The sequence below is a fragment of the Dactylosporangium sp. CA-139066 genome, from assembly GCF_050936175.1.
Lineage (GTDB): Bacteria > Actinomycetota > Actinomycetes > Mycobacteriales > Micromonosporaceae > Dactylosporangium.
This window is the reverse complement of record NZ_JBNJNH010000002.1, coordinates 1,445,044-1,469,675: the sequence shown is the minus strand read 5'-3', so window position 1 is coordinate 1,469,675 and position 24,632 is coordinate 1,445,044. Positions and strand designations below refer to the sequence as shown.

15 protein-coding genes and 1 pseudogene are annotated in these 24,632 nt (G+C 72.8%); 11 read left to right on the top strand and 5 right to left on the bottom strand.

Annotated elements, in window-relative coordinates:
* Nucleotides 1–18 precede the first annotated feature (18 nt).
* Nucleotides 19–1,188, bottom strand: coding sequence for an aminofutalosine synthase MqnE (mqnE, locus tag ACQEVU_RS51540; protein ID WP_433337954.1), 1,170 nt, complete (start codon nt 1,186–1,188; stop codon nt 19–21).
* A 261-nt stretch (nt 1,189–1,449) separates the two neighbouring features.
* On the opposite strand from mqnE, the gene ACQEVU_RS51535 reads away from it, so the two are divergent.
* The 4 genes and pseudogenes from ACQEVU_RS51535 (at nt 1,450) to ACQEVU_RS51520 (ending at nt 10,267) form a co-directional block, all read left to right on the top strand.
* Nucleotides 1,450–2,991, top strand: a complete 1,542-nt coding sequence (locus tag ACQEVU_RS51535; protein WP_433337952.1) for an NlpC/P60 family protein — start codon at nt 1,450–1,452, stop codon at nt 2,989–2,991.
* Nucleotides 2,992–3,167: 176 nt separating this feature from the next.
* Nucleotides 3,168–8,231, top strand: coding sequence for a hypothetical protein (locus tag ACQEVU_RS51530; protein WP_433337950.1), 5,064 nt, complete (start codon nt 3,168–3,170; stop codon nt 8,229–8,231).
* A 78-nt stretch (nt 8,232–8,309) separates the two neighbouring features.
* Nucleotides 8,310–9,596, top strand: a pseudogene (locus ACQEVU_RS51525) (DEAD/DEAH box helicase); the annotation flags it as partial.
* Nucleotides 9,597–9,661: 65 nt separating this feature from the next.
* Nucleotides 9,662–10,267 carry a putative glycolipid-binding domain-containing protein gene (locus ACQEVU_RS51520; RefSeq protein ID WP_433337948.1) on the top strand — a complete coding sequence of 202 codons (606 nt, stop codon included), beginning with the start codon at nt 9,662–9,664 and terminating at the stop codon, nt 10,265–10,267.
* A 5-nt stretch (nt 10,268–10,272) separates the two neighbouring features.
* On the opposite strand, the gene ACQEVU_RS51515 is transcribed toward ACQEVU_RS51520, so the two are convergent.
* Entirely contained in the window at nt 10,273–10,719 is a 447-nt protein-coding gene (locus ACQEVU_RS51515; RefSeq protein ID WP_433337946.1) for an Lrp/AsnC family transcriptional regulator, read from the bottom strand.
* Between the two features lie 185 nt (nt 10,720–10,904).
* On the opposite strand from ACQEVU_RS51515, the gene ACQEVU_RS51510 reads away from it, so the two are divergent.
* The gene (locus tag ACQEVU_RS51510; protein ID WP_350610253.1) at nt 10,905–11,132 is read left to right on the top strand and encodes a BldC family transcriptional regulator; all 228 of its coding nucleotides are present in this window, start codon (nt 10,905–10,907) and stop codon (nt 11,130–11,132) included.
* Here ACQEVU_RS51510 and ACQEVU_RS51505 read toward each other — a convergent pair.
* Together ACQEVU_RS51505 and ACQEVU_RS51500 are read right to left on the bottom strand one after the other, a co-directional pair.
* Nucleotides 11,095–11,727: a UbiX family flavin prenyltransferase gene (locus tag ACQEVU_RS51505; protein WP_433337942.1), complete on the bottom strand. Its 633-nt coding sequence runs from the start codon at nt 11,725–11,727 to the stop codon at nt 11,095–11,097. The genes ACQEVU_RS51510 and ACQEVU_RS51505 overlap by 38 nt on opposite strands.
* A gap of 72 nt (nt 11,728–11,799) precedes the next feature.
* On the bottom strand, nt 11,800–12,294 hold the full coding sequence (locus ACQEVU_RS51500; protein ID WP_433337940.1) for an LPXTG cell wall anchor domain-containing protein: 495 nt from the start codon (nt 12,292–12,294) through the stop codon (nt 11,800–11,802).
* Nucleotides 12,295–12,593: 299 nt separating this feature from the next.
* On the opposite strand from ACQEVU_RS51500, the gene ACQEVU_RS51495 reads away from it, so the two are divergent.
* Genes ACQEVU_RS51495 through ACQEVU_RS51475 form a run of 5 tightly spaced genes read left to right on the top strand, consistent with a single transcriptional unit; the run spans nt 12,594 to nt 18,218 of the window.
* Nucleotides 12,594–14,054: a menaquinone biosynthesis decarboxylase gene (locus ACQEVU_RS51495; protein ID WP_433337938.1), complete on the top strand. Its 1,461-nt coding sequence runs from the start codon at nt 12,594–12,596 to the stop codon at nt 14,052–14,054.
* Nucleotides 14,051–14,971: a menaquinone biosynthesis prenyltransferase MqnP gene (mqnP, locus tag ACQEVU_RS51490; RefSeq protein WP_433337936.1), complete on the top strand. Its 921-nt coding sequence runs from the start codon at nt 14,051–14,053 to the stop codon at nt 14,969–14,971. The genes ACQEVU_RS51495 and mqnP overlap by 4 nt, the downstream gene beginning before the upstream one ends.
* 26 nt (nt 14,972–14,997) lie before the next feature.
* Nucleotides 14,998–16,191, top strand: a complete 1,194-nt coding sequence (locus ACQEVU_RS51485; RefSeq protein ID WP_433337934.1) for a mannosyltransferase family protein — start codon at nt 14,998–15,000, stop codon at nt 16,189–16,191.
* Between the two features lie 16 nt (nt 16,192–16,207).
* Nucleotides 16,208–16,669: a PH domain-containing protein gene (locus ACQEVU_RS51480; protein WP_433337932.1), complete on the top strand. Its 462-nt coding sequence runs from the start codon at nt 16,208–16,210 to the stop codon at nt 16,667–16,669.
* Nucleotides 16,656–18,218, top strand: a complete 1,563-nt coding sequence (locus tag ACQEVU_RS51475) for a mannosyltransferase family protein (protein WP_433337930.1) — start codon at nt 16,656–16,658, stop codon at nt 18,216–18,218. The genes ACQEVU_RS51480 and ACQEVU_RS51475 overlap by 14 nt, the downstream gene beginning before the upstream one ends.
* A 4-nt stretch (nt 18,219–18,222) precedes the next feature.
* Here the strand turns inward: ACQEVU_RS51475 and ACQEVU_RS51470 are convergent, their stop codons facing one another.
* Nucleotides 18,223–20,154, bottom strand: a complete 1,932-nt coding sequence (locus ACQEVU_RS51470) for a SpoIIE family protein phosphatase (RefSeq protein WP_433337928.1) — start codon at nt 20,152–20,154, stop codon at nt 18,223–18,225.
* A gap of 92 nt (nt 20,155–20,246) precedes the next feature.
* Between ACQEVU_RS51470 and ACQEVU_RS51465 the strand changes: the two genes are divergently transcribed.
* Nucleotides 20,247–24,629: a HAMP domain-containing protein gene (locus ACQEVU_RS51465; protein WP_433337926.1), complete on the top strand. Its 4,383-nt coding sequence runs from the start codon at nt 20,247–20,249 to the stop codon at nt 24,627–24,629.
* Nucleotides 24,630–24,632: the final 3 nt, after the last annotated feature.

Here is a 24,632-nt window from a genome sequence, read left to right as displayed (position 1 = left end):
GGTGCACCCAGCGTAACGTCAGGCCCAGACCTGCTGCGGCACGGAGCGGCGCTCGGCCAGCGGCGTCGGCTTGTCGTACTCCCGGACGATCTCGTACTTCGTGTTGCGCTCGACCGGCTGGAAGCCCGCGTCCCAGATGAGGTGCAGCAGATCCTCGCGGTGCATGGTGTTGGGCGTGCCGTAGCTGTCGGCGTCGTGCGTGATCTTGTACTCCACGACCGAGCCGTCGAGGTCGTCGACGCCGAAGTTCAGCGAGAGCTGGGCGACCGACAGCCCGTGCATGACCCAGAAGCACTTCACGTGCGGCACGTTGTCGAAGAGCAGGCGGGAGACGGCGAACGTCTTGAGGCTCTCCGCCGGCGAGGCCATCTTGGTGCGGGCCTGCAGCCGGTTGCGGACCTTGCCGTCGGCCGAGTCAACGAAGTCGTGCTGGTAGCGCAGCGGGATGAAGACGGTGAAGCCGCCGGTCTCGTCCTGCAGCTCGCGCAGCCGCAGCACGTGGTCGACGCGGTGGCGGGGCTCCTCGATGTGGCCGTACAGCATCGTGGAGGGCGTCCGCAGGCCCTTGCTGTGTGCGAGGCGGTGGATGCGCGACCAGTCCTCCCAGTGGGTGGCGTGGTCGACGATGTGCTGGCGGACCTCCCAGTCGAAGATCTCCGCGCCGCCGCCGGTCAGCGACTCCAGGCCGGCGTCCATCAGCTCGTCGAGGATCTCGTCGGCGGGCAGGCCGGAGATCTTCTCGAACCACTGGATCTCGGTCGCGGTGAACGCCTTGAGGTTCACGCCCGGCAGGGCGCCCTTCAGCTCGCGCAGGACCTTCGGGTAGTACTTCCACGGCAGCGTCGGGTGAAGTCCGTTGACGATATGCAGCTCGGTGAGCTGCTCGCCCTCCATCTCCTTGGCCTTCGCGACGGCCTCGTGGATGCGCATCGTGTAGGCGTCCTTCTCGCCCGGCTTGCGCTGGAACGAGCAGTACGCGCAGCTCGCGGAGCAGACGTTGGTCAGGTTCAGGTGCCGGTTGACGTTGAACATCACCCGGTCGCCGTTCTTCTCGGTCCGCACCTGGTGCGCGAGTTTGCCCAGCCAGACGAGGTCATCGCACTCATAGAGAGCGATCCCGTCCTCCCGGCTCAGCCGCTCGCCGGCATTGACCTTGGCTTCCAGTTCGCGCTTCAGACCCGCATCCACGTGGCCAGCGTACCGTTCCCCTGGCATTCACCTCCCCACGGCGAAGCTGACATTGATCAACCCTCGACGCATGTGGCGCTCGTGCGGTAAACAAAAGTGGGCAGAAACACGGTCGGGCGGCAGACCGACTGATCGATCGGCAACGATCGATTTTTTGGCGTGGCTGACCGACTGGGGACGGTGGCGATGAGCGGGCTGGTGCTGAGGGCGGCATTTCCGGGCGACACAACCGTGGCGCCGGAGCCCCCTACCAGTGTTGACGTGCGGGAATTGGTTCGCAACCGGGCAGCCGAGCGGCGTCCGCGGGTGCGCATGCGCCGCAGCACGGTGGCGGCCGCCGCCGTCGTCTGCACGATGCTGTGCTCGCTGATCACACGGCCGGCCTACGCCGACCCGGCGGGCGACATCCCTGACACCGGCTCTCGGCCGATCGCCTCCGGCCAGCTGGTCATGCCCGGCACGGCCGGCACCGGCACCACGCCGGCGACCACGACCACCACCGTGCAGGGCCCCAAGGCCGCCGAGATCACCCAGCTGCAGATCGTCGTCGCGCAGCTCGGCGAGAAACGCAACCGCGCCTCCCTCGACGTCGAGACCGCCCAGAACGCGCTGACCGACGCCCAGGCGAAGCTCACCGCCGCGGGCGCGAAGGTCGCCGATCTCAAGGAGAAGGCCGACGCGGCCGCCGCCGAGGCGTACAAGCACGCCACCCAGCTCGGCCCGCTCGACTCCTACGCCAACGACCTGCACCAGTTCGGCCTGCTCGCCCCCGGCCTCGGCAACCAGCCCGGCGGCCAGGAGGCGGCCCGCGACCTGCTCAACGCCCAGGCCGCCGAGTCCGCCGCCCGCCAGGAGGTCCAGGACGCCCAGGCGGCGCTGCAGGCGGCCCAGACGGCCTACACGCCGGTCGACGCCGACTTCCAGACGCAGAACGCGGCCCTGGTCAAGCTCACCAACGACAACCAGGCCCTGGTCCAGCAGATCGCGGCCCAGGAGGACGCCGCCGAGTCCTCCTACAGCCCCAACCTCGTCGACAACCCGATCGTCGACGGCATGGTGGCCAACCCGAAGGCGATCCAGGCGCTCAACTACGCGCTGAGCAAGGTCAACATCGCCTGGTACGTCTGGGGCGACGAGGGCCCGGACACGTTCGACTGCTCGGGCCTGGCGTACTGGGCGTACGGCCAGGTCGGGGTGCGCGTGCCGCGCGTGGCCGCCGACATGTACCACGGCACCCACGCCATCCGCCCGAGCAAGACCTCCCCGGGCGACCAGCTGCTCCCCGGCGACCTCGTGTACTTCGCCACCGACATGAGCGACTGGCGCACCATCTACCACATGGGCATCTACATCGGCGGCGGCAAGATGGTCAACGCCCCGACGAGCGGCCAGAAGGTCAAGATCGCCGAGGTCCGCTGGTCGAAGCTCTTCGGCGCGACCCGCATCTTCGAAGCCGTGCCGGCCCCCGGCCGCACCGCGACCCCGACGACCACGGCCCCCGGCAACGGCGGCACGACCAGCGCCTCGCCGACGCCGTCGTTCACGGTCGGCCCCAGCCCGTCGCGGACCACCACGAAGCCGCCGTCGACCCCGCCGTCCGACCCCCCGTCGTCCGATCCGTCGCCGACGCCGACGAAGGAGACGCCGTCGGATCCCCCGGCCGACAAGCCCTCGGACCCGCCGGCCGACAAGCCGTCGGACAACCCGAGCCCGGCCGCGTCGGCCCAGGCGTCGCCGTCGACCACCCGCTCCACCGCCCCCAGCGCGGTGGCCAAGCCGTCCACCAGCACCTCGAGCAACTGACACCCGTCCGGCGGCCATCTGGCACGGCCGCCGGTCCGGCGTGATCCAAAACCCGACGGACGCCGACCCGGCAACGCGTGACGCAATGTGGCACCGTGGACCCGTTGACCGACGGAAGGGGGGCCGTCGGGCACGCAATGATGCCCGGCAGGGCACCCGGTTCATGGAGGTCAGCGATGGACGAGCGGGAGACACGGGACGGCACACGCGGCGAGGCGGTGCAGACCGGCCCGTCGTTCGGCGGATCGGCCCCGGCGGGCGGCACACCTGCGTCGTTCGGCGGCTCAGAGCCGGCAGACAACACACCGGCGGAGGACAACGGCGACCTGCCGCCGCTGCCGCCCCCGCCCCCGGTCGGCGCGGAGCTGCCGCCGGAGCCTGCGGACGAGGACCTGCCCGACCGGGCGTACGAGCCTCCGCCGACCCCGCTGGACGGCCTCTGGCCCGGCGCGGCGCCGCTCGCCGGCGCGGCGGACGACGAGGAGGACCCGGAGGTCGCGGCCCTGATGGCCGCCTTCTCGGACACCTCCACGCCCGCCCCTTCGCCTGAGGCCCCGGCCCCTTCGGCTGAGGCCCCGGCCTCGGGCCCTTCGGCTGAGGCCCCGACCTCGGCCCCTTCGCCCGAGGCGCCCGCGCCCGAGGGTCCTGTCTTTACTCAGGCGGCCCCGGATGTGGAGCCCGAGGAGGAGGTCATCGCGGCCGCGGTCGACGAGGCCCCCGCCTACCAGCTGCCGAGCCTGGAGCCGGCCGCCGGCGTGTACGGCCCGCCCCCCACCGACTCGACCCCGCCCCCGCCGTCGGCGGCGCCCGCCCAGCCCGAGGTCAAGGAGTCCGACAGCCTCGCCAACCCGTTCGGCCCCGCCCCCTTGGAGGGCTTCGCGCCCGCCGCCGCGGAGGAGGAGCCCGACTCGGCGGACACCCCCATCGGCACCCCCGTCGTGGGCCGCGCGACGGTCGCCTCGTTCAGCACCCCTGCGGGTGATATTCCGGAGGTACGTCACGAGGCCGGCACCTACCGCGCCGGCGCCTACTCCGTGCCCGCCTCGGCGGACGACAGCGCCGCCCTCGATGTCCCGCCAGCTTCCTCGCCGGCCGATTCCGGGCCGTTCGCCGCCGAGCCCGCCGGTTCCGGTTCGCCGTTCGCGTCCGAGCCGTCCGTCGCCCCGTCGTTCGAGCCGCCCGCCGCGCCCGAGCCGGCGCCGTTCCAGCCGATCGCGCCGTTCCAGGCGGCGGCTGACGAGCCCGCGCCGTACCAGCCCGGCGCTGCCTACGAGCCCGCAGCCGGCGCGGAGGAGCCTGCGCCGTACCAGCCCGGCGGTGCATACGAGCCCGCGGCCGCCGCGGAGGAGCCCGCGCCGTACCAGCCGGTGAGCCCGTTCCAGCCGGAGTCGAGCGAGGAGCCGCCGCCGCTGCCGAGCCGCCTGCGCACCCCGCGGCCCCCGGTCGAGTCGTCGTGGGACGCCTTCGCCCGCCCCTGGGCCGCGCAGTCGTCCACGCCGGCCTCGGAGCCGGAGTCTTCCGCTCCGGCCGAGTCGTCCTCCGAGGCGCCGGCCCCGTACGCGGCCGCCGAGCCGCCCGTCGTCCCGGCCCCGGCGTCGTACCCGATCCCCGGCGTCGACCCCGCGCCGTCGTACCCGGCCCCGGCCAGCGAACCCGCGCCGTATGCGGCCGCCCAGCCGCCCGTCGTCCCGGCCCCGGCCGCCTACCCGATCCCGGAGCCGGCCTCGGCCGCCGCCGAGCCGCCCGTGGTGCCGGCCCCGGCCGTCTACCCGATCCCGGGCGTCGAGTCGGGGTACCCGCCGGCCGCGTCGGCCTACGGATCGCCGGAGGCCGGCCCGGGCGACCGCGGCAATGAGCACCCGGCGTACGAGCCGCAGCCCGTCCGGCACCCGTTCGCGGCCTCGGCCCGGCCGGCCCCCGCCGCCGAGCCGGCCGTACCCGCCGGAGCCGGCGCCGCGGCCGCCGTGGCCGCGGTCGCCGCCGCCCGGGCCAGCGCCTCGGTACCCGGCCTGCACACGGTGAGCGCCGCAGAGGCCGCCGAGGCCGCTCGGGGCACGACCGCGGGCCCGACGGTGTACCGCGGCGGCTCCGCGATGGCCGAGCCCGCGCCCGCCGAACCGGCCCCGGGCGAAGACGAGCCCGCCGAGCCGATTCCCGGCCCGGCCCCGTCGCCGTTCCCGAGCCCCGAGCCGGTACCGCAGCCGGAGCCCGGCCCGTTCCCCCCGTCACCGGCCCCGGAGCCGATCCCGACCCCGTACCCGCCGGCCCCCGAGCCCGAGCCGATCCCGGAGCCGGAGCCGACCCCGCAGCCCGGCCCGACGCCGGACCCGTTCCCGCGCCCGCAGCCCCAGCCGCCGTTCCCGTACCCGTCGCCGTCGCCGTTTGAGCCCAGCCCCTTCCAGCCCGGCCCGTTCCAGGCTCCGGACGCCCCCTCGGCCCCGTCGTACGGCGTCCCCGACGCCCACCCGGCCCCCTCCCTCGGCGGCACACAGCCACCGCCGCTGCCCGGCGTCGCACCAGTCTCGGGCCCGCCGCCCCTGCCCGGCACCCCGCCACCGCTCCCGGGCATGCCGCCCGTCGGGGGACCTCCGCCGCTGCCTGGCATCGCGCCGGTCTCCGGCCCGCCACCGATCCCCGGCGCGCCCGTCTCCGGCCCGCCGCCGATCCCCGGCGCGCCCGTCTCCGGCCCGCCGCCCCTGCCCGGCACGCCGCCCGTCGGCGGACCCCCGCCGATCCCGGGCGCACCGGTCTCGGGCCCGCCGCCGCTGCCCGGCACCCCGCCGCCGATCCCCGGCGCGTCGCCCCTGGGCGGACCTCCGCCGCTGCCCGGCATCGCACCCGTCTCAGGCCCACCGCCCATCCCCGGCGCACCCGTCTCCGGCCCGCCGCCCCTGCCCGGCACCCCGCCGCCGTTCCCTGGCGCTCCGGTCTCGGGTCCGCCGCCGCTGCCGGGCACCCCGCCGCCGCTTCCGGGCGCGCCCGTCTCCGGTCCGGCGTCGTCCGAAGGCACCGCATCGTCTCCGGATGAGCCGGCCGCGCCGTCCTACGGCCTCCCGGACTCGCAGCCCGCGTCCTCGTTCGACGGCAACGCCGCCGGGTCCTACGGCGTGCCGAGCTCGGAGCCCGCGTCCTCGTTCGGCGGCAACGCCGCCGGGTCCTACGGCGTGCCGAGCTCGGAGCCCGCGTCCTCGTTCGGGGGCGACTCCGGGCCGTCCTACGGCGTGCCCAGCTCCGAGCCGGCCGCGCCGTTCGGGGCCACGTCCGCGCCCTCGTACGGTGTGCCCGACTCGCAGCCCGCGGCGCCGTTCGGTGCCGGGTCCGCGCCGTCGTACGGGACGCCGGACGCCCCGCCCGCGGCGCCCTTCGGCGGCCGCGACGAGGCGCCGCCGCCCGTGTCCAGCTCGCCGTTCCTCGTAGCCGAGGAGCCGCCGCCCCTCCCCGCCGGCGGCGACGCCGATCGTGACGGCGGGCCGGCCGGCGGCGGTGACGACAGCGCGCCCAAGGCGGCCGAGGAGCCCCAGGGGCCGACCGCACCCGCGTACACGACGCCGTCCGCCGAACACCCCTGGGGTCACGACGACCCCTCCGCGCCGCCGCCCGGTGGCGCGCCGTGGCAAGGGGCCGGGCAGGGGCCGCCCGTGTGGAGCCCGCCGCAGGGCAACCGCCTCGGGTACGTCGCGCCGCCCCCCGGTCAGCAGAGCTGGGTGCCCAACCCGGGTCAGCCTCCGCAGCCGGGATGGCAGGCCGGACAGCCACCGGGGCAGCCGGGCTATCCCGGTCAGCCGGGACAACCCGGGCAACCCGTCCAACCCGGACAGCCGGGCTGGGGACAGCCGCCGGCCGCGCAGGGCTGGAACCCGCCGCAGCCGGGCGGATGGCAGCCGGGCCAGCCGGGCCACCCCGGACAGCAGCCCGGTCAGCCGGGTCACCCTGGTCAGCCGGGCGTGTACGGCCAGCCGGGCCACGCCGGTCCGCATGGCCAGCCTGGGCAGCCGGGTCAGCCCGGGCCCTACGGCCAGCCGGGACAGCCGGGTATGCACGGCCAGCCGGGTCAGCCGGGCCAGCAGCCGGGATGGAACCCGCCGCCCGCCCAGCAGGGGTGGAACCCGCCGCCCGCGCAGGGGTGGCAGCCCGGCGGCAACCAGCCGCCCCAGCAGGGGTGGACGCCGCCGCCCGCCTCGGTGCCGCCGGCCCAGCAGGGCTGGAACCCGCCCCAGCCGCCGCCCGGCCAGCCGCCGTCGTGGGGGCAGCCGCCCGCCCAGCCGGGGTGGACGCCGCCGCCCGCGTCCGCGCCGCCGGCCCAGCAGGGCTGGGGGCAGCCGCCGGCCTCGACCCCGCCCGCGCAGCAAGGGTGGGGACAACCGCCGGCCTCGACGCCGCCCGCGCAGCAAGGGTGGGGGCAGCCACCGACCTCCACGCCGCCCGCGCAGCAGGGCTGGGGGCAGCCGCCCACCTCGACCCCGCCGGCGCAGCAGGGGTGGGGGCAGCCGCCCACCTCGACGCCGCCCGCGCAGCAAGGCTGGGGACAACCGCCCGCGCAGCAAGGGTGGGGGCAGCCGCCGACCTCGACGCCGCCCGCCTCCGGGCCGCCGGCCTCGGACGCGGGGTGGCCGCCGCCCGCGTGGACCCCGCCGCCGATGCCGGGCTCGGGGGGTCCCTCGCCCGCCGCCGGTGCACCTGGAACGGAGAGCAGCGATCATGACGTACCGCCGCAGCAATGGCCCGGAAGGAACGACTTCCCGCCGCCGGCCAACCGGGCGCCGGGCAGCGTCTACCCGTCTACCGGGGCGCCCGCTCAGCCCGCGCCGGAGCACCAGCAGCCCCCGGCCATCCCTCCGCCCGACGAGGAGCCCGCTTTAGCGGAGAAATCCGACGAAGCCGAGGAATCCGAACCGGCCGCCCCGGCGGCCGAGAGCTATGGGAAGTGGGCCCGCGGCGAGCGGGCCTCCGCCGGCACCATCTATGGCGGTAAGGGCGGCGCCTCGGCGTCGACCGGACCGGCCGCCGGCGGGGGCAGTCCGCTCGAGAACTCCGGCTCACTCACCGGGCACATCCTGAGTCAAGGCACCGCGGAGTCCGATGACGACGACGAGGGGCCGGAGCGGTCCGGCAACCGTCGCGTCATGATCATCATCGCGGTGATCGTGATCGTCTTGCTCGTCGGCGGCTACCTGGCCGTCACGCTCGCCCAGAACTTCATCGACGACATATTCGGCGGCGTCACCGCGCCGAAGAAGTGACCGTGCGCACCACGGCTGGGATCGGCCATGGGGGATCGGATACTCTTAACCGTTCTCCAATCGGAAGGTCCCAGCTCCTTGCCGCTCGCTGATGCCAGCTCGTTCCCCTCACTCTTCGATACGCCCGACGCTCCGGGCTTCGCCCGCCTCGGCCTCCCCGCCCGCCTCGTGCGGGCACTCGCCGACCAAGGCATCACCGAGCCGTTCCCGATCCAGGCGGCGACCGTCCCCGACGTGCTCGCCGGTCGCGACGTGCTCGGGCGCGGCCGCACCGGCTCCGGCAAGACGCTGGCGTTCGGCCTGCCGCTGCTTGCCCGGCTCGCCGCCTCCGGCCGCTCCCGGCCCCACGCGCCCAAGGCGCTCGTGCTCGTGCCGACGCGCGAGCTGGCGATGCAGGTCAACGACGCGCTGACCCCGCTGGCCAAGACCCTGCAGCTGTACTGCAAGACGGCCGTCGGCGGCGTGCCGTACGACCGCCAGATCTGGTCCTTGGAACGCGGCGTCGACGTCCTCGTGGCCACGCCCGGGCGCCTCGGCGACCTGATCAAGCGCGGCGCGTGCCGGCTGGACGCGGTGGAGATCACCGTGCTCGACGAGGCCGACCAGATGGCCGACATGGGCTTCCTGCCGGAGGTCACCGAGATCCTCGGCCAGACGCCCGCGGGGGGCCAGCGGCTGCTGTTCTCGGCGACGCTGGACAAGGACGTGGACGCGCTGGTCGAGCGGTTCCTGGTGGACCCGGTGGCGCACTCGATCGAGCCGCCGGTGGCCTCGGTTGGGTCCATGGACCACCACGTGCTGCTGGTGCCGCCGCACGACAAGTTCGCCATCGCCGCGTCGATCGCGGCGCGCCAGGGCCGCACGATCCTGTTCGTGAAGACCCAGGACGGCGTGGACGAGCTGGTCGAGCAGTTCGCGCGGGTCGGGGTCCGGGCCGGCGCGCTGCACGGCGGCAAGACGCAGCGGGTGCGCACGCGCACGCTGGCCGAGTTCCGCGAGGGCACGGTGGACGTGCTCGTCGCGACCGACGTGGCCGCGCGCGGCATCCACATCGACGACGTCTCGCTGGTCGTGCACGTCGACCTGCCCCGCGACCAGAAGGACTACCTGCACCGGGCCGGGCGCACCGCGCGGGCCGGCGCGGCGGGGACCGTGGTCACGCTGGTGCTGCCCCGGCAGCGACGGCGGGCCGCGGCGCTGCTGGCCAAGGCCGGCGTGACGCCCAACGAGCTGCGCGTCCGCGCGGGCGACGCGGCGCTGGCCGAGGTCACCGGCGCGCGCCAGCCCAGCGGGGTGCCGGTGCGATCCGCGCCGCACCACCACGCGCCGGCCTCGGCCCCGGGGCGGCGCCGGGTGAACGACCGCCGGCCCCCGCGGTATCGGTAAACGCCTGGACAGCACGAACGCGCGCGGTCTTGTACGGTCCGGTAATGACCGTGCTACCGCGCGCGTTCGCTTGGCAGCGCACCGACACCACCGGGGGCGAGTTCGTCACCCTCGACGACCGGCGCGGGCTGCGCGCCAAGGGCATCGCGTTCGCCGCCGACAACGGGCTGTACTCCTGCCGCTACGAACTGCACACCGACGAGCACTGGGCCAGCACGCGGTTCGAGGCCGCCGTCGAGGGCGCCGGCTGGCTGCGCACGCTGCGCATGGAGCGGGCCGCCGGCCGCTGGCGGGTAACCACCAGCGAGCAGGGCGACCTCAACCGCGCAGTGCCGGCCGCCCCGCTGTCCGGCATCGAGGATCCCGACCGCCTCCACGCCGTGCTCGACGTCGACCTCTACAACTCCCCGCTGACCAACACCCTGCCGGTGCGCCGGCTGGGGCTGCACCGCGCCGAGAAGGGCACCACGGTGCAGATCGAGGCCGCGTGGGTACTGCTCCCAAGCCTCGCCGTGCTCCCCTTCCAGCAGAGCTACGAGGTGCTCGGCCCGCGGCGGGTGCGCTACCGCTCGGAGACCTTCACCGCCGACCTGGATCTCACCGACGACGGGTACGTCGCCGAATATCCGGGCCTCGCCACCCTCGCGTGATGGGTTCAGCTCGCCGGCTGGATCCGGCCCTCCCATTTCGTCGAAAGCGCAATCGTCGTGCGCGTCCGGGCCACGCCCTTGACCCGGTTCAGGTCCACGATGAGCCGTTCCAGATCGCCGATGGTTTTCACCCGCGCCTTACACAAAAACGATTCCTCACCCGCCATGAAGTAGCACGACTCGATCTCCTCGCGGGCCCGAAGGGCCTCGAGAACGGAATCGGCATCACCGCTGCTGTCCTGCACGATTCCGATGACCGCGGTGAGCGGAAGGCCGAGGGTCTCGGGCTCCACCTCGACGCGGTAACCCCGGATCACGCCGGACGATTCGAGCTTGGCGATGCGTTCGTGCACGGCCGGGGCGGAGAGGCCGACCTTCCGGGCGAGCTCGGCATATGGAAGCCGGGCGTTGTCGCGCAGGAGGTCGATGAGCTGACGATCGATCGCGTCCATCGCGACAAGCCTAACGGTCCGGCTTTTAACACAGCTAATTACCCAGAAGTGCGTTTTCCTCGTTTCCCGGACACGGCACGTGAGCGGTGCTGTAATGGGCGTACATCCCAGGATGACTCGCGCTTTCAGCTTCGCAGCATGGGGGTGCGCGGGCCCGGCGAGCCACCCAGGGTAAAGGAGGGGCCGTGGAGACGGGAGATCGTCTACTGACGCCCGGTGAAGTCGCAGCCTTGTTTCGCGTCGATCCGAAGACGGTGACGCGTTGGGCCGCGGCCGGCCGGATCAGTAGCATCCGAACCCCGGGTGGACACCGGCGGTTCCGGGAATCCGAGGTGAGGGCGTTGCTCGAAGGCGACGACGCCCTGGATGACACCTCTAACGGGAATGGCCGAGCTCACCCGACCAACGAGTGAACAGGCTGTGCGACACGCCGGCGGCATCAAGAACCTTGCCGGCGACGAAGTCGACCAGCTGCGCGGCCGTGGCCGCGGCGCCGGCGGCGTAGAAGCCGGGGCTCGCGGGCAGGATCACCGCACCCGCGTCGTGTAGTGCGATGAGGTGCTCCAGGTGACTGCGGGTCACCGGGGTCTCGCGTGGCACGACCACGACGGGGCGGCGCTCCTTGAGGTTCACCTCAGCGGCGCGCTGAAGGAGGTCCTTGGACAGTCCGATGGCGATGCCGGCACACGCAGCGGTGCTCGCCGGCACCACCAGCATGCCCTTGACCGGGTATGACCCGCTGCTCGGGCCGGCCGCCAGGTCGCCGGCCGGCCAGTGGGCTACGTCCGCGCCGTCGAGCGGGCGGCCGAGCCAAGCGGCGAGGTCGTCCTTCCAGTGCGCGTCACGGAAGGACACGCCGGTCTCGTCGAGGATCGTGAGGCGGGCGGCGCGGGAGACGACGAGGTCGACGGCCTCGCCGGCGTCGAACAGCGCCCGGATGACGGCCGCCGCGTAGGGCGTGCCCGATGCCCCGGACACCCCGACGACCCATGGCCTGCGCTGATCCACGCACCCACTCTGCCACGGCAAAGGGGCGGCCCCGCTGGGAGCCGCCCCCGTGCAAGGGCCGTGTTGGTCGGCTTACTCGGCGCCGCCGTCCTTGGGCGTGACGAGCACCACGCGACGCCGGCGGGCCATCATGAAGATGACCGCCCCGCCGACGAGCAGCGCGGCGCCCGCACCGGCCACCGCGGCTGTCTGCGTGCCGGTGACCGGCAGGCTGCCGCCGCCGCCCCCGTTGGGGTTGATGACGACCTCGGCGATGTCGTTGGCCGGGTTGTCGTCCTCGAGCTCGGCCGGGTTACGGAACGGGTTGTTGAACGACACCGTGCCGGTCGCGTGCGCGATCACCTCGGTGATCTTCAGCCCGAACTCGGGCTGCGAGGTCTTGCCCGGCAGGAACAGCGGGTCGTAGTTGTAGCACTCGTAGAACCGCTTGCCGGCGAGGCCCTGCTGAGCGTGGTCGCCGTCGCTCTCGTGCCACATGGCCGAGCAGTTGGACGGCACGTTCACGACGTCGGTGCCGTCCGGCACCACGAAGTCGTACGCCCACGACAGCTCGCCGCCGGTCCGCACGGCGTCGAGCGTGGCCGGGCCGTTGTTCTTGACCCCGATCTTGACCGAGGCTCAGGGCCCGGACGCGCTTGGCTTTGTGCATGGTTCGTCCTCACATCGTGGCAGGAAGCACGCAGAAAAGGACTCACATCCCTGGATGGCCGAAGCTGGGAACCGGCGCAGCTCAACCAAAACGAAAGACTTTCATTGCCCCGTGGCGGCGCCGAACAGGCGGCTCAAGAACGGCCGTTCGGACGAGGCCGGGCAGGCGGGCGGAGGCCGCTGCGGGAAATGTCGTACCCGGTTGGGAGGATGGCGCCATGGCGCGTGGATTTCCCTATGCAGACCTCAACGAGTTCCTGGCCGCGCTGGAGAAGGCGGGCGACCTGCACCGGGTCAGCGCGCCCGTCGACCCGCACCTGGAGATCAGCGAGGTCGTCACCCGCACCGTGCGGGCCGGCGGGCCGGCGCTCGTCTTCGACAAGCCGACCCGCGGCGACATGCCGGTGGCCATCAACCTGTTCGGCACCGAGCGGCGCATGGCCATGGCGCTCGGGGTCGAGCACCTCGACGAGGTCGGCGCGCGCATCGGCGAGCTGGTCAAGCCGGAGCTGCCGGTCGGCTGGGCCGGGATCCGCGACGGCATCGGCAAGCTGATGCAGCTCAAGTCGGTGCCTCCGAAGCACGTGAAAACCGCGCCGTGCCAGGAGGTCGTCTACAAGGGCGACCAGGTCGACCTCAACCGGCTGCCGGGGCTGCAGGTGTGGCCCGACGACGGCGGGATCTACCACAACTTCGGCCTGACCCACACGAAGCACCCAGAGACGGGCAAGCGCAACCTCGGGCTCTATCGGCTGCAGCAGCACAGCCACAACACGCTGGGCATGCACTGGCAGATCCACAAGGACTCGACGGCCCACCACGCCGTCGCGGAGCGGCTGGGGCGGCGGCTGCCCGTGGCCATCGCGATCGGCGCCGACCCCGTCGTCTGCTACACGGCGAGCGCGCCGCTGCCGTCCGACATCGACGAGTACTTGTTCGCGGGCTTCCTGCGCGGCGAGCGGGTCGAGATGGTCGACTGCCTGACCGTGCCGCTGCAGGTGCCGGCCAACGCGCAGATCGTGCTCGAGGGCTATCTGGAGCCCGGCGAGCGGCTGCCCGAGGGCCCGTTCGGCGACCACACCGGCTTCTACACGCCGGTCGAGGACTTCCCGGTGCTGCACGTGGAGTGCATGACGACGCGCAAGTCGCCGATCTACCACTCGATCATCACGTCGAAGCCGCCGCAGGAGGACCACGGCCTGGGCAAGGCGACCGAGCGCATCTTCCTGCCGCTGCTCAAGCTGCTGATCCCGGACATCGTGGACTACGACCTGCCGGCCGCCGGCGTGTTCCACAACTGCGTGATCGTGTCGATCCGCAAGCGCTACCCGAAGCACGCGCAGAAGGTGATGAGCGCCATCTGGGGCGCCCACCTGCTGTCGCTGTCGAAGCTGATCGTCGTCGTGGACGAGGACTGCGACGTCCATGACTACGCCGAGGTGGCGTTCCGCGCCTTCGGCAACGTCGACTACGCGCACGACCTGTTGCTCACGTCCGGCCCGGTCGACCACCTCGACCACGCCTCCTACCAGCAGTTCTGGGGCGGCAAGGCGGGCCTGGACGCCACGCGGAAGACGCCGGCCGAGGGCTACCATCGCGGCTGGCCGGAAGAGATGGTGATGTCGCCCGAGGTCGTGGCCCGGGTCGACAAGCGCTGGAAAGAGTATGGGTTCAAGTGACGCTCACTGAGGCACGCCCGAGCCGGGTCAAGGCATTCCTGCGGCTCGTCGCGATCGAGCACTCCGTCTTCGCGCTGCCGTTCGCCTACCTGGCCGCTCTGACCGTGATGACGACGACCGGCGCCCCGGCGGGCGGCCATCCGCACGTCGGGTGGCTCGACCTGCTGCTGGTGACGATCGCCATGGTCGGCGCGCGCACGTTCGCGATGGCCGCCAACCGGATCATCGACCGGCGCATCGACGCGCGAAACCCGCGCACCGCCGGGCGCGAGCTCGTCACCGGCGCGGTGAGCGTGCGCACCGCGTGGACCGGCGCGGCCGTCGCCCTGATCGTGTTCCTGGGCGCGGCCGCCCTGCTCAACCCGCTGTGCCTGGCGCTGGCGCCGCTCGCGGTGGTCCCGCTCGTCATGTACCCGTATGGCAAACGCTTCACCAACTGGCCGCACGCCCTGCTCGGCGTGGCCCAGCTCGTCGGGCCCGTCGGCGCCTGGCTCGCGGTCACCGGCGACCTGCGCGGCTCCGGCCCGGCCTGGGTGCTCGGCGCCGCGGTCGGCCTGTGGATCGGCGGCTTCGACCTGATCTACGCCTGCCAGGACGCCGAGATCGACCGCGAGATCGGCGTGCACTCGGTCCCGTCGCGCTACGGCGTGCCGTTCGCGCTGCACCTGTCCACCGCCGCGCACGTGGTGACGTTCGGCCTGTTCGTGTGGTTCGGTCAGCTGGTCGGGCTGGGCTGGCTGTGGTGGATCGGCCTGGTGGTGACGGCGGTCGCGTTCGTCTACGAGCACGCCATCGTCCGCCCCGGCGACCTGTCACGGGTCAACCGCGCGTTCTTCACCGCCAACGGCTTCGTCGGCATCGCGCTGTTCGTGTTCGCGCTGCTCGACCTCATCGTCCGAGGGGGCCTGCGCCCGTGAGCACGAGCCTGCCTACGATGCCGCCGATGGACGACGCGGAGGAGGCCGGGGCGTCGGCGCCGGAGCGGGCCGATCGGCCGTGGCGGCGGGCGGTGCTGTCTGGGCTGGGGATCTTCCTGGCGAGCAAGGTCGCGCTGGCGTTCGTGTCCGCGTTCGCGTGGATCGGGGTGAAGCGGCCCGGCGTCACGACGACCTACATCGCGGCCCAGTGGGCGGCCCAGTGGGACTCGGTGTGGTTCCGCAAGATCGCCGAACACGGCTACTACCACGACTACTACGACGCGCCGGCGGCCTTCTTCCCGCTGTATCCGGCGCTGATCCGGGCCTTCACGCCGCTGTGCTTCGGCAAGGACTGGATCGCCGCGCTGCTCGTGGCCAACCTGGCGACGCTCGGCGCGCTGATCGTGCTGTGGCGGCTCGTCGAGCACGAGTTCGACCGCGCGGTGGCCGGGCGCACGGCGTTCTACCTGGTGGCGTTCCCGACCGCGCTGTTCCTCACGGCCGCCTACAACGAGGGCCTGTTCATCGGGCTGATGCTCGCCAGCGTGTACTGCCTGCGCCGGCAGGCCTGGTGGTGGGCGGGGGCGTTCGGCGGGCTGGCCGCGTTCACCCGCTCGGCCGGGATCCTGCTGGCCGGGGCGTTCGTCTACGAGTACGTGCGGGTCAACCGGTTCGCCCTGCGCCGCAGCGCGCTCGCCGTGCTGCTCGTGCCGCTGGGCGTGGCCGGCGTGGCCGCGGTGTCGGCCGCGTATTACCGCGCGCCGCTCGCGTTCCTGCACGCCCAGCGCTACTGGGGGCGGCACCTGGACTGGCCGTGGGCGACGGTGTGGCGCGGGTTCCAGTCGCTGCACAACGGCGCGAGCCTGCGCTACGGCTTCAGCGACGAGTGGGTGCACAACCTGCTGGAGCTCGCGTCGGTGCTCCTGGTGATCGCCATGCTGGTGCTGTGCTTCGTCGGGCCGTGGAAGCTACGGCGCGATCAGTGGATCATGCCGCTGATGGGGATCGTGCTGACCTTCCTCATGATCAGCTTTCCGTCGTCGCATCAGCCTTATCCGCTGTACTCCGCCTCGCGGCTGAGCCTCGAGGTGTTCCCGGCCTTCATGATTCTCGGGCGGATGGGTGCGCGGCCGGCGGTCGATCGCCTGCTTCTCGCCCTCTTCCTCATGCTCCAGGGGATTCTTGCCGCTTACTTCGTGCGGGGCGGCTGGGTCGCGTAATCGTAGGGGTGTGCAGATGCGCAGCGGTGCGTTCTCCAACCAGCCGGCAGCGTCGCCGACCAGCATGCGCTGGCGGGTGTCGCCGGCCTTCACGGCGCTCAAGTGCGCCGTCGCCGTCGCGCTGGCGATCGCCGCCGTCTTCTTCGCCGAGGACCGGCCGGCGCTGAGCGCCGCGCTGGTCGCCGCCGTCGTCGCCGGGGCGTATGCGCTGCGCGACCTGCTCGCGCCGGTCCGGCTCGCGGCCGACGCCGGAGGGGTGACCGTGGTCACCGGCTACGCGGGCCACCGGCGGCTCGAGTGGGCGCAGGTCGAGCGGATCCGCATCGAGGCGCGGACCCGCGCCGGGCTGCGCAGCGAGTTCCTGGAGATCGACACGGGCGACATGCTGTACCTGCTGAGCACCTACGACCTCAACGCCCGCCCGGCCGACGTGGCCGACGAGCTGGGCCGCCTGCGGACCGCCGGTGGGAGCGGCTGACGGGCCCGGCTCGGCGCACGGGGTCTCCGCGGCGAGCAGGGCCGGAGTCCCCGCCGCGAGCGCAGTCGGAGACACCGCCGCGAGCACAGCCGGGATCGCGGCCGGTCTGTGGCGGCCGCTCGGCGCCGGGCTGAGGGCCCTCGCCGCGAGCAGGGCCGGCGTCGCCGCCGGGCCATGGCGCCGCGCGTTCGGGGCGGGGCTCGGGTTGTTCGCCGCGAGCAAGGTCGGCCTCGCCGCCGTCTCGGCGTTCGCGTGGATCGGCGACCCGGACCGCGGGCGCTCCACCCGGCATGTCGCCTGGCTGTGGGCGACCCGCTACGACTCGCCCTGGTTCATCGCGATCGCCGAGCACGGCTACCAATACACCTCGGATGCCTCGCCGGCGGCGTTCTTCCCGGTGTACCCCATGCTGATCCGGCTCTGCACGCCCCTGTGCCTCGGCCGGTCGTGGGTCGCGGCCCTGCTGGTCGCCAACGCCGCCCTGCTCCTGGCGCTGATCGTGCTGTTCCGCCTCGCCGAGCACGAGCTCGACCGCGCCGCCGCCGGGCGCACGATCTTCTACCTGGTGGCGTTCCCGACCGGCTTCTTCCTGAGCGCGGCGTACAACGAGGGGCTGTTCATCGCGCTGCTGGCCGCGACCGTGTACTGCCTGCGCCGCGAGCACTGGTGGCGGGCCGGCGCCCTCGGCGCGCTGGCCGCGGCGACGCGCTCGGCCGGCATCCTGCTGGTGCTGGCGTTCGCGTTCGAGTATGCGCGCACCCACGGCTACCTGCGCCCGCGCACGTACTTCCGCTCGCAGAGCTACTTCCACACCCGGGCGTACGTCCGGGCGCGCGGGCTGACGTACGTCGGCACCCACACGGCGCGTCGGCAAAATATGCGCATAAATGGGGACACCATCGCGATTGCCCTCAAGGAGCGGATCGACGTGGGCCGGCCGCGCCAGCGCACGGGCGACGCCGACCGGATGGCACCGGTGGGCGGCCCCGAGCCGCCGGCCGGCCGGCCGAAGCGGCGGCTGGGGTTCCTCGCGGTCCTGCTCATCCCCCTCGGGCTGGGAGCGGTGATGGTCGTGGACCGGATCGCGTACCGGGACCCGCTCGCCTTCTCACACACGCAGGCCGCCCACTGGGGCCGGAAGCCGGCCTGGCCCTGGCAGGCGCCGATCGCCGCGGCGCGGGAGCCCGGCCCGCAGTACACCACAATCTGGGCCCACAACCTGCTGGAGCTCGGCACGGTGGCGCTGTTGGCGGTACTGCTGGTGCTCTCCCTCGCCGGCCCCTGGCGACTGCGCCGCGACCAGCGCGTGTTCCCGCTGCTCGGCGCCGCCCTGCTGATCTTCATGATCAGCTTCCCGAGCCGGTTCACGGCCGACATCCCGTACCCGCTGTACTCCGCCTCGCGGATCGGACTCGAGGTCTTCCCGGCGTTCATGGTGCTCGGCCGCATCGGCGGCCGCGCCTGGCTCGACCGGGCCCTGCTGTGCGGCTTCCTGCTGACCCAGGGCCTGCTGGCGGCGTACTTCCTGCACTCCGGCTGGGTGGCGTAGAGCCTCAGGCGTCGTTGCGGACCGCGAAGATCGCGATGTCGTCGCGCGGGGCCTCCGGCGAGAAGTTCAGCGTCCGGGTGCGCAGGCGGGCCACGACCACGTCGGCGGGGAAGCCGGCGAGGGTGGCCGCCTCGTCGCGGATCCGGTCGATGCCGAACAGGTCGATGCCCCGGCGCCGCTCGGTGACGCCGTCGGTGAAGAAGATCAGCGTGTCGCCGGGGTCGAGGGAGATCTGCGTGCGCGGGGTGGCGATGTTGTCGAGGAGGCCCAGCGCCGTGCCGCCGGCGCCCACCAGCTCCGTGTGCCCGTCCGCGCGCAGCAGCACCGGCTGGTCGTGCCCGGCCAGGTGCAGCGTCACGTCGAGCCGGCCGTCCTGGCGGCGCAGTACCTGGGCCAGGCACAGCGTGCAGAAGCGGCCGCCGCCGCGCTCCAGCAGGGTCTCGTTGAGCCGCAGGAGCACCTCGGGCAGCGGGCGGCCGTCGCGGACGAGCACCCGGGTCACGTCGCGGACCAGGCCGGTGACGGTCGCGGCCTGCACGCCCTTGCCGGAGACGTCGCCGACGACCACGAGCCAGCGGCGGTTGGACAGCGGTACCACGTCGTAGAAGTCGCCGCCGACGTCGACGCCCTCGCCGGTGGGCACGTACTCGGCGCCGAACTCCACCCCTTCGGCCTTCGGCAGCTGCGGCGGCAGCAGGGAGCGCTGCAGGGCCTGGGCGACGCCGCGCCGCTCGGCGTGGATGTTGGCGTTGTCGATCGCGAGCGCGGCGCGGCGGGCCACGTCCTCGACGACGGCCACCTCCTCGGCGCGCTGCCAGGTGTCGCGGTGACCGCCCACGGTCAGCGTGCCGAGGTGCTGGCCACGGGCGATGAGCGCGATGACGTAGCCCTCCAGGGGCGGCCCCAGGGGTACCACGGCATCGGTCCCCATGGCCTCCTTCAACTGCGGCATCGCCTGCTCGAGGTCGTCCAGAAGGCCGCTGAGCATCGACTCGTCCGAATGGGCGGCGGCGGCCAGGCCAAGGTCCCCGCCCGCGTTCACGGCGTGGATCGCGCACCACTGCCCGAGGCGCGGCACCACCAGCCGCGGGATCAGGGCCAGGGTCAGCTCGACGTCGAGGGACTGCGCGAGCAGCTCGCTCGCCTCGGCCAGGAACGTGAGCCAGGCGCGCCGCTCGGCGTCGGCCCGGCGCAGCCGCTCGTTCTCGACCAGCAGGGTGAGCCGGTCGACGGCGAGCGAGGTGAGCGGGCGGGCGAACGGGTGGCCGGCACCGCCGGTGATGAGCAGCTCGGCGCGCCACGGGCGGGCGACGCGCAGCGGCACGCGGCGGCCGGTGTCCGCGGCGCTGACCCGGCCGAACGCGGCGGCGGTGCGCGGGCCGTCGCCCTCGTCGACGGCGAGCGCCGCCCCCGAGGCGCCGATCGCCCGGCACAGCCGCTGCAGGAGCTCCTCGCCGATCTCTTCCAAGGTCGTACCGCGGCCGGACCACGTCAGCGCGTCGACCGCCGACGGCAGGTCGAGCGCCGGCACGCCGGGCCGCGCGCCGGGCGCGAGATCGAGGCGGAACCACACGCCCTTGCCGCCGGCGAAGTGCGTCGTGCCCCAGGCGGTGGCGAGCTGCTCCACGAGCACCAGGCCGCGGCCGCGCTCGGGCAGCTCGCCGCCGCCCTCGCGGTACGTTGGGGTGACCGTGCCGGGACGGAAGTCGAGCACGGCGACGGTAAGTCCGCCGTCGCTCGCGGTGATCTCCAGGTCGACTTCCGTGCCGGCATGCACCACGCTGTTCGTGGTGAGCTCGGTGACCAGCAGCAGAGCCTCGTCCAGAATCGGGCCTAGGTCCCGTTCGTGCGCGATCGTCCGGATCGCCTCGCGGGCCAGACCGGGAGAGCTATGGTCGGCCGGGAGCCTGATCCTCCGGACGGTCTGGGTTGTCACATATCGCAGTCTCCACGCAACGGTGGTAACAATCCAACCTGAAGGACGACGATGGGTGGACACCGCCTGCCCCCCGAGACCGGTGGAGAGTCATGACCACAGTCGAAGAAGTCACCCAAAAGAGTCCGGAGACGATGCTGCTCGAGGAGCTGTCCTCAGCGCTCGACCGGCTCCTGGCCGGGGACCTCAAGATCCGGCTGAGCCGCCGCGACGGGCTGCCGGGTGAGGTGGTCGAGCGGTTCAACCGGCTCGCCGACATGAAGCTGCGCCACACCCGTGAGCTGCTGCGCATCAGCCGGGTCGTCGGGCGCGAGGGCCGCATGACCGAGCGGCTCGACGAGGAGGGCTTCGAGGGCGCCTGGCTGGACCGCATCCACGCGGTCAACTCGCTCATCGACGACCTGGGCCGCCCGACCACCGAGATCGCCCGCGTGATCGTGGCGGTGGCCGAGGGCGACCTGTCGCAGCAGCTGGCGCTGGAGATCGACGGGCGGCCGCTGCGCGGTGAGTTCCTGACGATCGGCCGCACGGTCAACACGATGGTGGACCAGCTCTCGTCGTTCGCCGACGAGGTGACCCGCGTGGCCCGCGAGGTCGGCACCGAGGGCAAGCTGGGCGGCCAGGCCCAGGTCACCGGCGTCGCCGGCACCTGGCGCGACCTCACCGACTCGGTGAACTCGATGGCCGCCAACCTGACCGGCCAGGTCCGCTCGATCTCGGCGGCGGCGACCGCGGTGGCCCGCGGCGACCTGTCGCAGAAGATCACGGTGAGCGCGAAGGGCGAGATCGCCGAGCTGTCCGAGACGATCAACTCGCTCGTCGACACGCTGCGGATCTTCGCCGAGCAGGTGACCCGGGTGGCCCGCGAGGTCGGCACCGAGGGCAAGCTCGGCGGCCAGGCCGACGTGCCGGGCGTGGCCGGCACCTGGAAGGACCTGACCGACAACGTCAACTCCATGGCGTCCAACCTGACCAGCCAGGTCCGCAACATCGCCCAGGTGGCCACCGCCGTGGCCCGGGGCGACCTGTCGCAGAAGATCACGGTGGCCGCGCAGGGCGAGATCCTGGAGCTCAAGGACACCGTCAACACGATGGTGGACCAGCTCTCGTCCTTCGCCGACGAGGTGACCCGGGTGGCCCGCGAGGTCGGCACCGAGGGCAAGCTCGGCGGCCAGGCCCAGGTCACCGGCGTCGCCGGCACCTGGCGCGACCTCACCGACAACGTCAACTTCATGGCGTCCAACCTGACCAGCCAGGTCCGCAACATCGCCCAGGTCTCGACGGCCGTGGCGCGGGGCGACCTGTCGCAGAAGATCACCGTCGACGCCCGAGGCGAGATCCTCGAGCTCAAGAGCACCGTCAACACCATGGTCGACCAGCTCTCCTCCTTCGCCGACGAGGTCACCCGCGTCGCCCGCGAGGTCGGCACCGAAGGCAAGCTCGGCGGCCAGGCCCAGGTCACCGGCGTCGCCGGCACCTGGCGCGACCTCACCGACAACGTCAACTTCATGGCGTCCAACCTGACCAGCCAGGTCCGCAACATCGCCCAGGTGGCCACCGCCGTTGCCCGCGGCGACCTGTCGCAGAAGATCACCGTCGACGCCCGAGGCGAGATCCTCGAGCTCAAGAGCACCGTCAACACCATGGTCGACCAGCTCTCCTCCTTCGCCGACGAGGTCACCCGCGTCGCCCGCGAGGTCGGCACCGAAGGCAAGCTCGGCGGCCAGGCGCAGGTGCGCGGCGTCGCCGGCACCTGGCGCGACCTCACCGACAACGTCAACTTCATGGCGTCCAACCTGACCGCCCAGGTCCGCAACATCTCCCAGGTCTCGACGGCCGTCGCCCGGGGCGACCTCTCGCAGAAGATCACCGTCGACGCCCAGGGCGAGATCCTGGCCCTGAAGTCGACGGTGAACACGATGGTCGACCAGCTCTCCTCGTTCGCCGACGAGGTCACCCGCGTCGCCCGCGAGGTCGGCACCGAAGGCAAGCTCGGCGGCCAGGCCCAGGTGAAGGGCGTGTCGGGCACCTGGCGCGACCTGACGGACAACGTCAACTCGATGGCGTCCAACCTGACCAGCCAGGTCCGCAACATCGCCCAGGTCACCACGGCCGTGGCCCGGGGCGACCTGTCCCAGAAGATCACCGTTGACGCGCACGGCGAGATCCTCGAGCTGAAGAACACCGTCAACACCATGGTCGACCAGCTCTCGTCGTTCGCCGACGAGGTCACCCGCGTGGCCCGCGAGGTCGGCTCGGAGGGCAAGCTCGGCGGCCAGGCGCAGGTGCGCGGCGTGGCCGGCACCTGGCGCGACCTCACCGAGAACGTCAACCAGCTGGCCTCGACGCTGACCACGCAGCTGCGGGCCATCTCGCAGGTGTCCACGGCGGTGACCCGCGGCGACCTGACCCAGCGGATCGCGGTCGAGGCGCTCGGCGAGGTGGCCGAGCTCAAGGACAACATCAACCAGATGATCGTGACCCTGCGCGAGACCACGAAGAAGAACGCCGAGCAGGGCTGGCTCGACTCCAACCTGGCCCGCGTCGGCGGCCTGCTGCAGGGCCAGCGCGACCTCGGCGAGGTCTGCCGCATGATCATGGCCGAGGTCACGCCGCTGGTCGACGCGCAGATCGGCGCGTTCTTCCTGTCGGGCGCCGACGCCAACAGCGGGCTGCGGCTGCGCCTCGAGGCCTCGTACGGGTACGTGGCCCCCGGCACCGACGTCAGCTTCGCCCCCGGCGAGGGCCTGATCGGCCAGGCGTCGCTGTCCCGCCGGGCGATCCGCGTGAAGGCCGCGCCGGACAGCCGCCTGCAGGTGCGCTCCGGCGTCGCCGACACCCCGCCGGTCGACCTCGTCGTGCTGCCGGTGCTCTTCGAGGGCGAGCCGCTCGGCGTCATCGAGTTCGGCAGCGTGTCGCCGTTCAGCGAGCTGCACCTGGCGTTCCTCGACCGGCTCGTGGTGACCATCGGCGTGGCGCTCAAGACGATCCTCGCCAACCGGCGCACCGAGGAGCTGCTGTCCCAGTCGCAGCGGCTGGCCCTCGAGCTGCAGGACCAGTCGGCCGAGCTCCAGCGCACCAACGCCGAGCTGGAGGAGAAGGCGACGCTGCTGTCGGAGCAGAAGGGCAACATCGAGAAGCAGAACCGCGAGATCGAGATGGCCCGCCTCGGCCTCGAGGAGAAGGCTCAGCAGCTGGCGCAGGCTTCGCAGTACAAGTCGGAGTTCCTGGCCAACATGAGCCACGAGCTGCGGACCCCGCTCAACTCCATGCTGCTGCTGTCCCGGCTGCTCGCCGACAACCCGGACAGCAACCTGACCGCCCGCCAGATCGAGTTCGCGGCGACGATCCACAACGCCGGCTCGGACCTGCTCGCGCTCATCGACGACATCCTGGACCTGTCCAAGATCGAGGCCGGCCGCATGGACGTCGAGCCGGGCGAGGTCTCGTTCGAGGAGATCCGGGCGTACGTCGAGCAGGCCTTCGCCCCGCAGGCCGAGGACAAGGGCCTCGACTTCACCGTGGCGGCCGACCTCGCTCTGCCCCCGGCGATCATCACCGACCCGCAGCGCCTGCAGCAGATCCTGCGCAACCTGGTCTCCAACGCGGTGAAGTTCACCGACCACGGCTCGGTCACCCTGGCCATCGGCGTCGCGCCGGCCGAGCTCGAGTTCACCGCCCCGACGCTGGCCGGCGCCCGCCGCGTGATCCAGTTCGCGGTCGCCGACACCGGCATCGGCATCTCCGACGACAAGGTGGCGCTCATCTTCGAGGCGTTCCAGCAGGCGGACGGCACCACCAGCCGCAAGTACGGCGGCACCGGCCTCGGCCTGTCGATCAGCCGCGAGCTCGCCCGGCTGCTGGGCGGGGCGATCGGCGTCACGTCCGAGCTCGGGCGCGGCGCCACGTTCACCCTCTACCTGCCGGACGTCATCGCCACCGAGGCCATGCCGCCGGTACACCAGGTGCCCGCCCAGCCGCTGTCCCTCCCGCCGGCCGCCCGCCCGCTCGCCGCCCCGATGCCGTCGGCGATGCTGCGCTCGCTCCCATCGCCCGAGCGCCGCTCCACCGCGGCCGCCCACCAGCTCGACGGCGCCACGGTGCTCATCGTCGACGACGACGTGCGCAACGTCTTCGCCCTGACCAGCGCGCTCGAGCTGCACGGGATGACGGTGTTGTACGCCGACAACGGCGCCGACGGCGTCCGCATCCTCTCGGAGCACCCCGGGGTGGACATCGTCCTGATGGACGCGATGATGCCCGACCAGGACGGCAACGAGACGACCCGGGCGATCCGCCGCAACCGCCGCTTCGCCGATCTGCCGGTGGTCTTCCTCACCGCGAAGGCCATGCCCGGCGACCGCGAGTCCTCGCTGGCCGCCGGCGCCAGCGACTACATCACCAAGCCCGTCGATCTTGATGAGCTGCTTGACGTGATGGCCGCCTGGGTAAATGGAGAGGGTCGTGCGGTGTAGGTT